This is a genomic window from Fibrella forsythiae (genome assembly GCF_017353175.1).
GTDB classification, from domain to species: domain Bacteria; phylum Bacteroidota; class Bacteroidia; order Cytophagales; family Spirosomataceae; genus Fibrella; species Fibrella forsythiae.
In genome coordinates this window covers 846538-860879 of sequence record NZ_JAFMYW010000001.1, presented here as the reverse complement: position 1 = coordinate 860879, position 14342 = coordinate 846538, and the positions used below count along the sequence as shown (strand labels likewise).

At 53.9% G+C, this 14342-nt stretch carries 9 protein-coding genes; 5 read left to right on the top strand and 4 right to left on the bottom strand.

Annotation, left to right across the window (positions count from 1 at the left end; translation table 11 throughout):
• Positions 1-247: 247 nt before the first annotated feature.
• The 4 genes from J2I46_RS04115 to J2I46_RS04100 are packed head-to-tail and all read left to right on the top strand — an operon-like array spanning position 248 to position 5835.
• Positions 248-2599, top strand: coding sequence for a TonB-dependent receptor (locus J2I46_RS04115; protein WP_229379481.1), 2352 nt, complete (start codon positions 248-250; stop codon positions 2597-2599).
• Between the two features lie 32 nt (positions 2600-2631).
• Entirely contained in the window at positions 2632-3723 is a 1092-nt protein-coding gene (locus J2I46_RS04110; protein WP_207327654.1) for a DUF4249 domain-containing protein, read from the top strand.
• A gap of 41 nt (positions 3724-3764) precedes the next feature.
• A complete protein-coding gene (locus J2I46_RS04105) occupies positions 3765-4832 on the top strand; it encodes a DUF4249 domain-containing protein (protein ID WP_207327653.1) in 1068 nt (355 codons plus the stop codon).
• A gap of 16 nt (positions 4833-4848) precedes the next feature.
• On the top strand, positions 4849-5835 hold the full coding sequence (locus tag J2I46_RS04100) for a glycosyltransferase family 9 protein (protein WP_207327652.1): 987 nt from the start codon (positions 4849-4851) through the stop codon (positions 5833-5835).
• 18 nt (positions 5836-5853) lie between these two features.
• Here the strand turns inward: J2I46_RS04100 and J2I46_RS04095 are convergent, their stop codons facing one another.
• The 3 genes from J2I46_RS04095 to J2I46_RS04085 form a co-directional block, all read right to left on the bottom strand.
• Positions 5854-6906 (bottom strand): sialidase family protein, encoded by a 1053-nt coding sequence (locus J2I46_RS04095; RefSeq protein WP_207327651.1) that lies wholly within the window; start codon positions 6904-6906, stop codon positions 5854-5856.
• A gap of 196 nt (positions 6907-7102) precedes the next feature.
• Complete coding sequence (locus J2I46_RS04090) at positions 7103-7783, bottom strand: carbohydrate-binding protein (protein WP_207327650.1); 681 nt, start codon at positions 7781-7783, stop codon at positions 7103-7105.
• Between the two features lie 13 nt (positions 7784-7796).
• Positions 7797-8972 carry an alpha/beta hydrolase family protein gene (locus J2I46_RS04085; RefSeq protein WP_207327649.1) on the bottom strand — a complete coding sequence of 392 codons (1176 nt, stop codon included), beginning with the start codon at positions 8970-8972 and terminating at the stop codon, positions 7797-7799.
• Positions 8973-9187: 215 nt separating this feature from the next.
• On the opposite strand from J2I46_RS04085, the gene J2I46_RS04080 reads away from it, so the two are divergent.
• Positions 9188-10708, top strand: coding sequence for a malate:quinone oxidoreductase (locus tag J2I46_RS04080; protein WP_229379479.1), 1521 nt, complete (start codon positions 9188-9190; stop codon positions 10706-10708).
• Positions 10709-10807: 99 nt separating this feature from the next.
• Here J2I46_RS04080 and ileS read toward each other — a convergent pair whose 3' ends face one another.
• A complete protein-coding gene (ileS, locus tag J2I46_RS04075; protein ID WP_207327648.1) occupies positions 10808-14248 on the bottom strand; it encodes an isoleucine--tRNA ligase in 3441 nt (1146 codons plus the stop codon).
• Between the last annotated feature and the right edge of the window lie 94 nt (positions 14249-14342).

Genomic DNA, 14342 nt, shown 5'->3' with positions numbered 1-14342 from the left:
AGTAATATGGAAAGGGCTGCCTGTTTGGGTAGCCCTTTTTTTGAGTCTATATACGCATCAAAGGCATTTATACATTGGCCGTTCTGCGTAGGCCAATTCGTTCCGCTAACCGGCTGGTTAATTTTTAGTTACAATTCCTGGCTTTCATAGTAAATTTTGTAGTTCGGGCTGCTTTGAAATACGTATTCCTCAACCGCCCTGCATGCTGCGCTACGCTACGTTACTTATACTTATAGTTTTTGCAGGCATGACTGCCGGCTATAGTCAGTCAAAACCTACCCACGCGCTGACTGGCTATGTACGACAGGCTGGATCAAATGAGCCAATTTCGGGCGCTACCATTTTTGTGCAGGAAACCCGGGCGGGCACGGTCACCAGCAAAGACGGCTTTTTTATTATCCCCCTTGTTGACGGTCGTTATTCCGTCAGGATTTCGCACATCGGCTTTGTCACAGAGGTGCTTTCGTTTGCCGTAACCAAGCAACTGGTAGTCAATATTGAGCTTGGAACAGATACCAAATACCTGGAAGAGGTGGTTGTTCAGACCGAAGCGCCCGACAAGAACATCAGAAAGGTAGAACTCGGCGTTACGCAGTTAAGCATCAAAAACATTCGGCGCATTCCTGCCTTTATGGGCGAGGTAGACGTGGTGCGGAGCCTGCTTCTGCTGCCGGGCGTAACGTCTGTTGGCGAAGGAGCAACAGGTATCAACGTACGGGGCGGGAGTATCGATCAGAACCTGGTGTTGATGGATGATGCCCCGCTGTTTAATACCAGTCACCTGCTTGGTTTCTTTTCAGTATTCAACCCCGACATTGTGCGCGATTTGACCCTGCACCGGGGAGGTATTGCACCCAGTTACGGCGGCCGGGCTTCTTCGGTACTGGATATTAAGATCAAAGAGCCCGAAACGGAGCGCTGGTCGGCGTATGGCGGTATCGGAATCGTATCGAGCCGGGCGGGGGTTGAAGGGCCGATTATCAAGAATAAACTGACCATGCTGGCGGCAACCCGCCTGTCTTTCAACGATTTTCTGTTCAGTATTGGCCCCGCAAGTTTGAATGGTACCAGGGCCAATTTTTATGATCTGACCACGAAAGTGAAGTGGCAGCTTTCGGAGAATCACACGATCAGCAGCACGGGTTATTACGGTCGCGATATCTTTAAACTCCCGTCTGACTCGCTGTCGGGTGTGGAGATAAATGCCTCGTCGACGCAGTTCGATTACCAGACGCTGGCTGGTACTATTAAATGGAACTACCTGATCAACAGCAGGCTGAATTTATCAACCACGGCGGTCTGGAGCCAGTACAAGACCGAAACATCGGCTCCCGACTCGGCCAACCAGTTTCGTCTGGTGGCGGAAGTAATGCACAAACAGATCAAGAGTGATCTGAGCATTGCGGTTAATGAGAAGCATGCGGTTCAGGTTGGTATCAGTGGTATCGATTATTACATCCAGCCAAATAAACTGACGCCCGGTCCGTTTTCGAATGCGTTGCCGTTTGCCCTGCCAACTGAACGGGCTTTTGAACTGGCGGCTTACGCACAAGACGAGTGGAAGGTATCTGAAAGCACCTCGCTGCTGGCTGGGTTGCGTTACTCTACCTTGCTGAACGATGGCCCGGCAACGGCACGTACCTATGGTAATGATCTGCCCCGCCTGCCCGGCACCACCACCACAACAACGCCTTATGCTGCCGGTACGATCTACCACAGTTCAGGGGGGCTTGAGCCACGTTTGGCGTTGCGTGTGAATGTTGGCGAAGGGCGTTCGGTGAAAATTGGGTATAACCGCATTCGGCAATACATTCAGCTGGTCTCCAATACAACGGCCGCCCTGCCTACGTCGCGCTGGGTACTGAGCGACGCCAACATTAAGCCGCAGATCGCCGACCAGCTGTCGGCCGGGTATTTTATGAACGGCAAGCAAAACGAGTATGAAGCGTCGGCAGAGGTCTATTACAAGACGCTGACGAATGCCATCGATTACCGCGACGGAGCCAATCTGCAGCGGAATGCCGCGCCGGAAACCGATGTGCTTCAGGGCAAAGGGCAGGCATACGGGCTGGAGATGCTGGTTCGCAAAAATAAAGGGGCCTGGACAGGCTGGGTGAGCTACACCTATTCCAGAACCCTGCTGACGATCACCAGTCCATTTCCTGAAGCACAGGTGAATAACGGCCAAACGTACCCGGCCAATTTCGATAAGCCCCACACGCTGAATGCAACCGCCACCTACCGGCCCAGCCTGCGGTTCAGTATGTCGCTCAATTTTACCTATAGCACGGGTCGCCCAATTACGCAGCCGTATGGTCGGGCCAGGCTCAACAACGTGGTGGTGCCTATCTACATTAACCGGAATCAGGAGCGGATTCCCGATTATCACCGTCTCGATTTCTCGATGCTGTTTGAGCAGGACCCCGCCAAAAAACGGAAGGTGCAGCAGAGCTGGAACTTCTCGGTGTATAATGTCTACGCCCATAAGAATGCCTATTCTGTCTTCTATAAGTTCGACCCCCGGCAACTGACCGACGCCTTCAAGCTGTCGATTTTCGGTACTATTTTCCCATCGCTCACCTACAACGTTCGGTTTTAGGGAAATCCGAAACCCAGGACACTCCCTGATCCATGAAACGACCCCCTCTTTCCCCGCTTCGCACCCTTGCCCGATACATCGCTTTTACGCTGCTCTACACCTGGCTCATCGGTTGTATAACGCCCTATCAGCCAGAATTAAAATCGCTCGATCAGCCCGTGCTGATTGTAGACGGATTCATCACCGATCAGCCGGGCCCTTATCAGGTTGGCCTGTCATACACCGCCGATTACACCGCAAAAGCCGTCAATCTGCGGGCTACCGGCGCCAAAGTGACCGTTACGGATGACACTGGCGCGAAGCAGGATTTCATCGAAGTGGCCGCTGGCATCTACCGAACGCCAACCACATATCAAGGGCAGGCGGGACGTACCTACAAGCTGACCATAACGCTGGCCGATGGCAAACGATATGAGTCGACTGCCGAAAAACTGAAGGCGGCTCCACCAATCGACAAGGTATATGATGAGTTCAGCCAGAAAGAAACGGCCAGTGGTCTGGACAGTGGATTTGATGTGTTTATCGATACCAGAGATTCGCCTACGCCGGGCGACTATTACCGCTGGCGGTGGACCAACTTTGAGCAGATTATTTATTGCGGCATTAAAACACAGACTGTACGAGGTGTTACGACCGAAACAGGGCAGAGCTGCTGCCAGACCTGCTGGGATGTGATCACCTGTACGGGCCCCAACTGCATCAATACGCTTTCTGATGAAGCCATTAATGGTAATTCGATCAGCCGAGAGCCAATCATGCGGGTACCATTCACCTCATACGGCAAGTATTACCTGGAAATCGAGCAACTGAGCATCAGCCGTGAGGCGTACCTGTTCTACAAGTCGGTCGAGAATCTGACCGTGAGCAATGGGGGCATCTTCGACGCGGCACCAGCCACTGTTAAGGGGAATATTCGGTCACTGACCAACGCCGGTGAGTTTGTCTTCGGGTATTTCAGCGTGTCGGGTGCGCAGAAGGTGCCGTACGTCGTAGATCGCCTTACAGGAAAAGGGTCACCGGCAGTGAAACCAGCGGTGATCCCACCCGGCCCGCTCGATCCCTGTGTTGCCTGTGTGGAAAGTGACTACCGGACGCGTATCAAACCTCGCTGGTGGCCTTTATGAGGTAAACAGACAGCCTTGTACTACCGGCCACCTCAACAGCTATGAACCGAACCGTAATTAATCTTTTTGTTCATCTGCTGCTTGCTGCGGCGGTGATGTCGTGTATAACGCCCTATCAGCCGGACACGAAGTCGCTGAGCGGGAAATTGCTGATCGTTGACGGCTACATTACTGACCAGCCTGGCCCGCATCAGGTTACGCTGACCTATACCGATGATTTTACCTTCAAAGCGCTGAATTATATTGTCACAGGCGCTACGGTTATCGTGGCGGATGATCTGGGCAGGCAACAGCGATTTAGCGAGATCGGCAAAGGCATGTACCGTACGCCGGCGTCGTTCCAGGGGCAGGCAGGACGTACCTACAAACTGCTGGTTACCTTACCCGACGGCCGCCGGTATGAATCGAAACCGGAACTGCTGAAGGCTGCACCGGCCATTGACCGGATCTATGATGAGTACACGGAGGTTCCGGTCGATGGACTGCTGATGCCGGATAAAGGCTTTAACGTGTATCTGGACACGAAAGACCCCGCTACCACGGGTGATTATTACCGGTGGAACTGGACCCACTTCGAAGCCCTGAAGTATTGTACTATTGTGACGTTCGCGAATGGGGCCGAATACGGAGTCTTCTGCTGCAACGATTGCTGGGATATTTTCAGGTGCTCGGGCGCAAACTGCGTAAATGTTACCTCTGATGAGCAGGTGAATGGCAAAGCGATCAGCCGCCAGTTTATTGCCCGTGCACCATTTGCCGCAACCAGTGGCTATTACATGGAGATTGAGCAGCTGACTATTTCGCGCGATGCCTATCTGTACTACAAAACCATCGAGAATCTCACAAAAAGCAACGGGGGCATCTTCGACACGGCACCGTCTTCAATCCGCGGGAACATTGTATCGGTCAGCAACCCCGGCGAACTGGTCATTGGGTATTTCAGTGCGTCGGGCGGGCAGAAAATGCCTTATGTGGTTGACCGGTCTAAAGGGGTAGGTACGCCTAATTTCAAATATGTTCCGCCGCCAGTACCGGGTATACCGCCCTGCATTGCCTGCGAAGAAAGCGACTACCGTACGGCCATTAAACCTCGATGGTGGCCGTTTTAGGTGTAATTTTGGCGTCATGGCTACCAAGTTCCTCATCCTTCGCTTTTCGTCGATCGGCGACATCGTGCTGACGACGCCTGTGGTTCGGTGTCTGAAACAGCAGATACCCGACGCGGAGGTGCATTATGCCACTAAGCGAGGTTTTGCCACCCTGCTGGACGATAACCCCTATATCGATAAAACCCATTATCTCGAGGGGTCGCTACAGACGCTGGTAAAGCAATTGAAAGCCGAACAATTCGACTTCATCATCGACCTGCACCAGAACCTGCGTACGCGTCTGATCAAGCTGCAACTTGGCGTTAAAGCCTACTCGTTCGATAAACTGAACCTGAGCAAATGGTTGCTGGTCCGCTTCAAGATCAACACGTTACCAGACATACACATCGTTGATCGGTACCTGGCTACGGTACTGCCTCTGGGCGTAAGCAACGACGGTAAAGGGCTCGATTATTACATTCCTTATAAAGATCAGGTTGAACCGAACTGGCTGCCCAACACGCACCAGACTGGGTACGTTGCCTACGCAATTGGTGGGCAGCATGCCACCAAAAAGCTGCCCATTGACCGGATGATTGAGCTATGCCGCAAGATAGACTACCCGGTGGTGCTGCTGGGTGGTAAAGAAGACCAGACGGCGGGTGATCTGATTGAAACGGCATTGGGGTCGAGCCTGATCTACAATGCCTGCGGCCGCTACAACCTGAACCAGTCGGCATCGCTCTTGCAGGGTGCCCGCGTGGTGTTCAGCCACGATACTGGCCTGATGCACATTGCCGCCGCGCTGAAAAAGAAGGTATACTCGATCTGGGGAAACACGGTTCCTGCCTTCGGAATGTATCCTTACAAGACGCCGTACGTTGCCCTGGAAAACAGCAAGCTGGGGTGCAGGCCCTGTTCCAAAATCGGCTATGACAAATGCCCGCTCGGCCATTTTAAGTGCATGAGGGAACTGCCATTCGATTTCGAAATCACAGAGCTAAAGCGGCAGCGGGGCGTTTAGAGAAATCAGCGGCTTACCTCATTTACTGGCATTCGGTGCGTTGGGGTTAAGCACCACATGCCGAACGCGCTGGCGTTTCCAGGTGTAGGAGATATGAACCAGTCCGTCAGCCGTTTGAATAACGGCTGGGTAGGAGTATTCACCAGGTTCATTTTCCAGCACAGCCAGCGTTTTCCAGGTTTTGCCATCAGCAGAAATGGCCGCATGAAGTGGTGTACGGGGGCCGCCAAACTGCCCCGGTGTGGGCGAGGTTGGGTTATACACCAGCACATGGCGCCCATCGGCCAGGGTCACGGCGTCGGTGCCTGAATTAGGGTTCGGTAGTTTGGTTTTCGCCCGTGCCGACCAGGTTTTACCACCATCTTTCGACCAGGTTTCCAGGACAAACCCGCTTTTCTGACTGCGACAAAGTGCCTGTAACTGCCCATTTTTATGAAATAAGACACTTGGCTGAATAGCGCCGTCGGTGATTCCTTCGTTGATGGGTGCCGATCGCTGCCAGGTCTTACCCCAGTCGCTGGTTTGCTCGAAATGCACCCGCCAATTATGATCTTCTGAACTGCTTGGGCAAAGTAACGTACCTGAAGCAAGTAACACCGGCTTATTCTTGATCGGCCCTGCAATACCGTCTGGCAGCCGTTCCGGGGCTGTCCAGGTTTTCCCGTCATCGGTCGACCGTTTCAGCATGCCCCACCAGGTTGATGGGCTTGGGCCAACCTTATAGAATAACAACAATTCGCCTTTGGGTACCTGAAACAGCACTGGGTTCCAGCAGGGCAGGTGCTTCCCATCAGGTTGAACGCCATTGGCGACCTCAACGGGCGGTGTCCAGCCTGTAGCTGTTCGTTGACTGGTCCAGATGCCTACATCGGGATGGCGTTCATATTGCCCGCCAAACCAGGCGGCAACCAGGCCGGAGGGTGTTTCAGCCAGCGTAGACGCATGACACTCGGGAAACGGCGCTTCGGTATAAATCCATTCGCGCCCCAGCGTTGGGGTGATCGGCTGTGAAAAGGCATGCTGGATGAGGACGAACAACCAGATGCTGAGCAGCGCAGGTACGTGTTTCATAGCCCGAAAATAGGACGAAGCAACGTACCTACCTGCGTTGTTTCTGGCAGACTGTCAAATTAAAGAGCCGCCAACTTTATCGGCATGCCACGCAGTAACCTACCCGGCTTGTGCGCGCTTAGTGGTTACCGCCGGGTTGAAGGTGTCATTTCAGCTGGCGTAACCACCCTTCAGGCTTACCAGGGCCATCGCCATATCACTTCTTTCCCGGCTGGGGGTGAATCCAGATGAAATCGAGGTAGGCCAGGTTTGATCCTTTGTTATAGTACAGCGTAAGCAGGTTTGGGCCTGCCGTAGGGAAGGTAATCTCGCCAACAGTTGCCTGTGTCCAACGGTGGTAGTCACCCGTGTTTTCAGGCAAAACGAGGTCAACTACTTTTAGGCCGTTTAGCCATAGCGACGATTTGTTATCCTGGAAGCCATAAATCGTACTGATCCTGTACCGCCCAGGCACTTTCACATCGACCGTGTAGTTGGTCCACTCGCCATCTTCCTGCCAGCCGATGTAAAGCTGATTTACTTTCGGATCAACCTGGTTGGGATGGTTGAAGTCGGCGAAATCTTTGGTGAAAGAAATATCGACGCCTTCTTTTTCTCTGAAATGGAGCAGGTAATCAGGAATGCCGGGTCGCGCGTGGATTGGCTCACGATTCAGCTTCCCGCTTCCGTTGTTGATCGGATCGGTATCATGGTAGGCAACGCCTTCGCCCCCCAGATCATAATACGCCAGCTCTACCCGGCCCGGAATAGGCTGTGCGCCTTTGGTGTATCCCGCATCCCTGAACGGTTTACCCTTGTAGGTTCTTGGTATCTGGGCGGCAGCCAGTGTACTGGTCAGCACTAGTAAACTGGCAAGACAGCAGGCAACGTATTTCATGGCCGGGAGGGGGTTAGTTCAACAGCGCAGATACAGCTTCGTCGCCCATGGCAGCCTGAGCGGGCCGGGGATGCTCGTCCGTAAAAACACGAAGGGCTTCCGGGGAAAGAATCGTGTTTCGACTCTCATCGGGTTGCCCATTTTTGAGCACGCGATTTAGGTCAAGGCCTAAGTGTTTCGCCAGAAACTGATAGGCTGCTGCTCGTTTGTTGGGCCCGTAATCATGGCCTTCGTCGGGCAGGTGCACGTTGGCTACCTGGCTTTCTGCATTGTACAGCCGGTAAACGCCCTGCATAAACGGGTACTCAACGGCTGGCGTATTCTTGGTCCAGTCTTTCCCATCAGAAATCAGGAGCAGCGGCCGGGGAGCGATCAGCGCCGTGAGTTCAGCGTTGGATGTTTCGTGGCTCGGTCGCTTGTGAACAGGCATACCGCTCTCACAGGGGCAGCCGCCAAAAAAATGGGCTGATACCATCACGACCGGAACGGCCACCGTAACGCGCGGATCGAGTGCAGCCAGCATGAAGGCCTGCGTGCCTCCGCCCGATTCACCCGTAACGCCAATGCGAGCTGGATCTACCTCCGGCAGACTTACCAGAAAATCGACCGCCCGAATACTATTCATTGTCTGAATTTTCAGAGCCTTGGGCAACTTATGTTCACACTGTTTGCTATCGCCGTAGCCAATCATGTCGTAGGCAAACACAACCGCGCCCATTCGGGCCAGGGTAGCGCACCGCTGTTGGGTCGATTCCGGCGTGCGGCCATCAAGCGTTTTGGCATGGCCATGCTGGCTCAAAATTGCTGGACGTTTACCCATCATGCTCAGTGGCCGGTACAAATTGCCCGTAATGAAAATGCCTGGCAGGCTCTCGAAAGCTACGTTTTCAACCGTGTATCCATCCAGTTGCTGCAGACTGTGGCGAAATAAAACCAGCGGAGCGAACGCTGGCTTTTCGGGTAGTTCCATGCCGTCGTGCAGTCCCTGGCGTAGTAGGGTTGCCCGCTTTTCCCAGGCCGCGCGCGTCAGGTACGTTTGTGCGGTGTCGGTTAGTCGTTTAGCACCTTCCGCTTCGGTATAATAAGCCCCCTGCCGCAGGTCGGGCCGGGCGGGAGTGGGCTGGGCAGCGGCGGCCTGGACCAGACATAGACCGCCAACGATGACATGAACAGGAGCGAAACGAAGCATACTGGTCAAAGCAGTACGTTGGCAGGCTTCTACCGATTGGGCTAAGGGGGAGGGAAGCTTTCGTGTGAATGGCGGATGCTTACTATCAAATGTACAACCGCATCATGGTAGGGTTCTACACGATCACTAATCTTGTATTTTTCCGTGTTTTTGGGAACAACGAACAACTCTTTTTGGTCTTTATTCAGGGGGCGATTAGCCCATCAACTACAAGCATGGGAAAACGAAAAGACGCGCACGTTCAATCGTCAGACGTTATTTTAATAGGAGCGGGCATCATGAGTGCAACGCTCGGGGTGATGCTGAAGGAGCTGAACCCTGATATCACGATTCAAATTTTTGAGCGGCTTGATCAGGCCGCTGCCGAGAGCTCTGACGCCTGGAATAATGCCGGCACCGGTCACTCTGCCTTCTGCGAACTCAACTATACCCCCGAACGGGAAGACGGCACCATCGAAACATCGAAAGCCGTGAAGATTGCCGAATCCTTCGAGCAATCGAAGCAATTCTGGGCGCATCTGGTTGAGGAGGGGTTCCTGAAAGATGCCCCGAATTTTATCCGGCCCATTCCACATATGAGTTTCGTCTGGGGCGACGACAACGTAACGTACCTGCGCCGTCGCCACGAAGCGCTGACCCGATCGCACCTGTTCCAGGGCATGCAGTATACGGAGGATAAAGCCAAAATTGCCGACTGGACGCCGCTCGTCATGGATGGTCGTGATCCGGGCCAGCCCGTTGCCGCCACCCGAATGGACATGGGTACCGATGTGAATTTCGGTACGCTAACCCGGGCTATGTTCCGTCGGCTGGAAGAAATGCCCGGTGTGTCGATTCATTTTGCGCACGATGTGCACGAAATCTGGCGGTCGAAAACCCTGGGCGGCTGGAAGATTGAAGTCGAGAACGTAACAACCGGAGCCACCCGCGATGTACACGCAAAATTCGTGTTCATTGGTGCCGGTGGCGGCTCGTTGCGGTTGCTCGAAAAATCGGCTATTCCCGAAAGCCGTGGTTATGGTGGGTTCCCTGTAAGTGGGCAGTGGCTGCGTTGCCTGAATCGTAATATCATTGAACGGCATCAGGCCAAAGTGTATGGTAAAGCATCGGTAGGGGCACCCCCAATGTCGGTGCCTCACCTGGACACGCGCATGATCGACGGAAAACGCGAACTGCTGTTTGGTCCTTATGCTGGTTTTTCAACTAAATTCCTGAAAAACGGCTCATACTCCGACCTGCCCAAGTCAATTCAGATGAGCAACCTGGCTCCGATGATGATGGCCGGCCTGCACAATATTTCGCTGACGAAATACCTGATACAACAAGTGATGCAGTCGCCGGAAGACAAGCTGGCGGCGTTGCGCGAATACTTCCCGGAAGCACAACTACAGGACTGGGAACTTGAAATTGCCGGACAACGGGTGCAGGTGATCAAGAAAGACGATGAAGAAGGCGGCGTGCTCGAATTCGGTACCGAAGTGGTCAGTGCCGCAGATGGAAGCATTGCTGCCCTGCTGGGGGCTTCTCCGGGTGCCTCAACCGCCGTGTCGATCATGATCGACCTGTTGAACAAGTGCTTCCCCACGGAGATGCAGTCGGCCGACTGGCAGGAGAAATTCCGCAAGATGATTCCAAGCTTCGGACAGTCGCTGGCGAACGATGCCGAACTAACGCAGCAAATGCGCGAGCACACCAGCCGTATTCTGGGCCTGACGCAGTACGAGTTCACGGCATAACGGGGAGTCGAAGGGCCACGTGTAAGCAACCCAGCTGCCTAAACAAGAAAGCCGCTAACTGAGATCAGTTAGCGGCTTTCTTGCAAAAATACGGTTACACTATACGCGTTCGATCTTCACTTTCAGGACAAACTCGTCCATTTCGATATCGACGGCCGATCCGTTCAGGCCGGTTACCAGGTCGAGCTGAACGGCTTGTACTTCTTGCTGAATGTAGGCTTTGTTGGCTTCTACGGCAGCAGTCAGCAAGTCGTTGTTTCGTTCCAGCTCGATGCGGATCTTGTCGGTTACCTCAAACTGCTGATCTTTCCGTAGGTTCTGAATCCGGTTCACCACGTCGCGGGCAATGCCTTCGCGGCGCAGTTCATCAGTTACGTTCACGTCGAGGGCCACTGTCAGCGGTCCGTCGGCAGCAACCACCCAACCCGGAATATCCTCAGTCAGGATCTCCACGTCGGCCAAGGTGATGGTAAAACCAGCCAACTCGATCTGCTGGGTACGTTCCAGGTCCGCCAGTTGATCGCCATTCATACCGGTGATGGCTGCGGCAACGTCTTTCATCTGTTTCCCGAATTTCGGTCCGAGCGCCTTGAAATTAGGCTTCACCTTCTTGGTCAGAATACCACTGGCATCATCCACAAACTCCACCGCCTTCACGTTCACCTCCGATTGAATGATCGGCGCTACATGCTCGATCTGACGCCGTGTATCAGGCGTTAAAACAGGAATGAGCAGCCGCGAAAGGGGTTGACGAACTTTCAGCTTGTGGCCTTTCCGTAGGCCGTGAACCATCGAGCTGATCTGCTGCGCCAAGGCCATCGACGTTTCCAGATCGGTGTCGATCCAGCTTTCATCGGCCGTTGCCCAGTCGGTGAAATGAACCGATTCGTGCTTGAACGGCGTGTTTTCGGCAATTGATTCCTCCCGTACACGCTCGGTCAGGTTTTGATAGAGCCAGTCGGCGTAGAACGGCGCAATCGGAGACATCAATTGGGCAACAGCTGCCAGACAATGCTGTAAGGTCTGGTAAGCCGCCCGTTTGTCGGTGCTCAACTCCCCGGCCCAGAAACGCCGACGGCAAAGCCGAACGTACCAGTTCGAGAGCTGATCGTTTACGAAATCCTGCACCAGCCGTCCCGCTTTCGTGGGATTATATCCATCGAACTGTTCCGTCACTTCCTTGATCAGCGTATTCAGCTTCGACAGGATCCAGCGGTCCAGCTCGGGTAATTGCTCGCGCGGAATCCGGTCGAACTGTTCGATGGTATAGCCGTCGAGGTTGGCGTACAGCGCAAAGAAATTATACGTGTTCGTCAGCGTGCCGAAGAAGCGACGCTGTACTTCGGCAATACCGTCGATATTAAACTTCAGGTTGTCCCAGGGCTCGGCGTTGGTAATCATGTACCAGCGCGTGGCGTCGGCCCCATACGTACCCAGCGTGTCGAATGGGTCGATACCGTTACCCAGCCGCTTCGACATTTTATTGCCGTTCTTATCGAGGACCAATCCGGTCGATACTACGTTTTTGAACGCCACCGAGTCGAACAGCATACCGGCGATGGCGTGCAACGTAAAGAACCAGCCGCGCGTTTGATCGACCCCTTCCGAGATGAAATCAGCCGGGAACGATCGCTCGAACACCTCCTGATTCTCGAACGGATAATGCCATTGCGCATACGGCATGGCCCCCGAATCGAACCAAACGTCGATCAGGTCCGGCTCGCGCTGCATCAGCTGACCATCTTCCGACACAAAATAGATTTCATCGGAATAAGGACGGTGCAAATCGAACGTGCCGGCGGCATGTGCAGCCAGAAACGCCTCATTCTTGGCCCGTTGCTCGTCGGTCAGCACATCGCTGGCCAGTGCTTCCCAAACGTACCCACACAGTTCTTCCACCGACCCGATGCAGACTTCGGCCTGCTGAACGCCGGGCGTTGGTTCGCTCCGCCAGATCGGTAGGGGCGTACCCCAGAACCGGCTACGGCTCAGGTTCCAGTCGACCAGGTTTTCGAGCCAGTTGCCGAACCGACCGGTGCCCGTGCTCTCGGGCTGCCAGTTGATGGTCTTGTTCAATTCCACCAGCCGATCTTTTACCGCCGTGGTTTTAATGAACCAGCTATCGAGCGGGTAATACAGAATGGGTTTGTCCGTCCGCCAGCAGTGGGGGTAGGGGTGTTCGTATTTCTCGACCCGGAACGCCTTGTTTTCTTCTTTCAACTGAATGGCGATCAGCACATCCGTTGGTTTGAACTCAGGGTCGGCCCGCTCTTCGTCGCTGTAATATTCTTCTTTAACGTACCTGCCCGCATAGTCGGTGATTTCGGCGACAAACTGACCGTGGCGATCCACGATAGGTACGTCTTTGCCCGTCTCGTCTTTCACCATGATGGCCGGAATGCCGTTCTGCTGCGATACCCGGAAGTCGTCGGCGCCAAACGTTGGCGAGGTATGCACAACGCCCGTGCCGTCTTCGGTCGTTACGAAATCGCCGAGGATAACCCGGAACGGCTTACCTTCTGAAGGCGCTGGCTGCACATAGGGCATCAGCTGTTCGTACTCGATGCCTTCGAGGTGCTGGCCTTTAAATTCAGATACCAACGACCACGGAATCACCTTATCTGTTGGCAGATAGGCCTCGAATGCCGCCAGGCTTTTTTCTGGTTCAACCTTCGCCTTTTCACTCAACCAGCGACCTACCAGGTTCTTGGCCAGCACCACATGCACAATCCGGTGTGTGTACGGGTTGAGCGTTTTCACCAGCACGTAGTCAATATTGGCGCCAACGGTCAGGGCCGAGTTGGCGGGCAGGGTCCAGGGTGTTGTTGTCCAGGCCAGGATGTACACGTCGGCATCCTGAGAATCGAAGAAGAGGAAGCCCGATTTGCCGTTTGGCTTCACCTTGAACTGAGCCACGATCGTCGTATCCCGCACATCGCGATACGTACCCGGCATATTCAGCTCGTGCGAGCTCAGTCCCGTTCCGGCTTTTGGTGAAAACGGCTGAATTGTGTAACCTTTATACAGCAAGCCTTTGTCGTACAGCTTCTTAAGCAGCGACCAGACCGACTCGATGTAATTGTTTTCGTAGGTGACGTACGGGTGTTCAAGGTCGACCCAGTAGCCCATCTTTTCGGTCAGGTCATTCCAGCGGTCGGTGAAGCGCATGACCGTTTCCCGGCATTTCTGGTTGTATTCCTCCACGCTGATGGTCTTACCAATATCGTCTTTGGTAATGCCCAGTTCTTTCTCGACCTGTAGCTCGATGGGCAGGCCGTGGGTATCCCAGCCACCTTTCCGATCGACCTGAAACCCTTGCAGGGTTTTGTACCGGCAAAAAATATCTTTAATCGTCCGGGCCATCACGTGGTGAATGCCGGGCATACCGTTGGCCGAGGGTGGACCTTCGTAAAACGTAAACGTGGGCTTGCCTTCACGCAGGCTTACCGACTGTTCAAACGCATGGGTACGTTTCCAGTGGTCGAGCACTTCATCGGCCAACCGGGCGTAGTCAAGATTCTTATATTCTTTATAGATCACGGCGTAACGCAGGTCATTTCAGGTTGCAAAGATACGGCTTCTTCTCAACCCTATAAGGTTATGAGAGTCGTATAGGTTTCCGGTACGCCTATAC

What these genes read in the sequence shown, in the direction of transcription:
- J2I46_RS04115 (WP_229379481.1), top strand. Translation starts at nt 248, where the DNA reads ATGACTGCCGGCTATAGTCAGTCAAAACCTACCCACGCGCTGACTGGC.
- J2I46_RS04110 (WP_207327654.1), top strand. Translation starts at nt 2,632, where the DNA reads ATGAAACGACCCCCTCTTTCCCCGCTTCGCACCCTTGCCCGATACATC.
- J2I46_RS04105 (WP_207327653.1), top strand. Translation starts at nt 3,765, where the DNA reads ATGAACCGAACCGTAATTAATCTTTTTGTTCATCTGCTGCTTGCTGCG.
- J2I46_RS04100 (WP_207327652.1), top strand. Translation starts at nt 4,849, where the DNA reads ATGGCTACCAAGTTCCTCATCCTTCGCTTTTCGTCGATCGGCGACATC.
- J2I46_RS04095 (WP_207327651.1), bottom strand. Translation starts at nt 6,906, where the DNA reads ATGAAACACGTACCTGCGCTGCTCAGCATCTGGTTGTTCGTCCTCATC.
- J2I46_RS04090 (WP_207327650.1), bottom strand. Translation starts at nt 7,783, where the DNA reads ATGAAATACGTTGCCTGCTGTCTTGCCAGTTTACTAGTGCTGACCAGT.
- J2I46_RS04085 (WP_207327649.1), bottom strand. Translation starts at nt 8,972, where the DNA reads ATGCTTCGTTTCGCTCCTGTTCATGTCATCGTTGGCGGTCTATGTCTG.
- J2I46_RS04080 (WP_229379479.1), top strand. Translation starts at nt 9,188, where the DNA reads ATGGGAAAACGAAAAGACGCGCACGTTCAATCGTCAGACGTTATTTTA.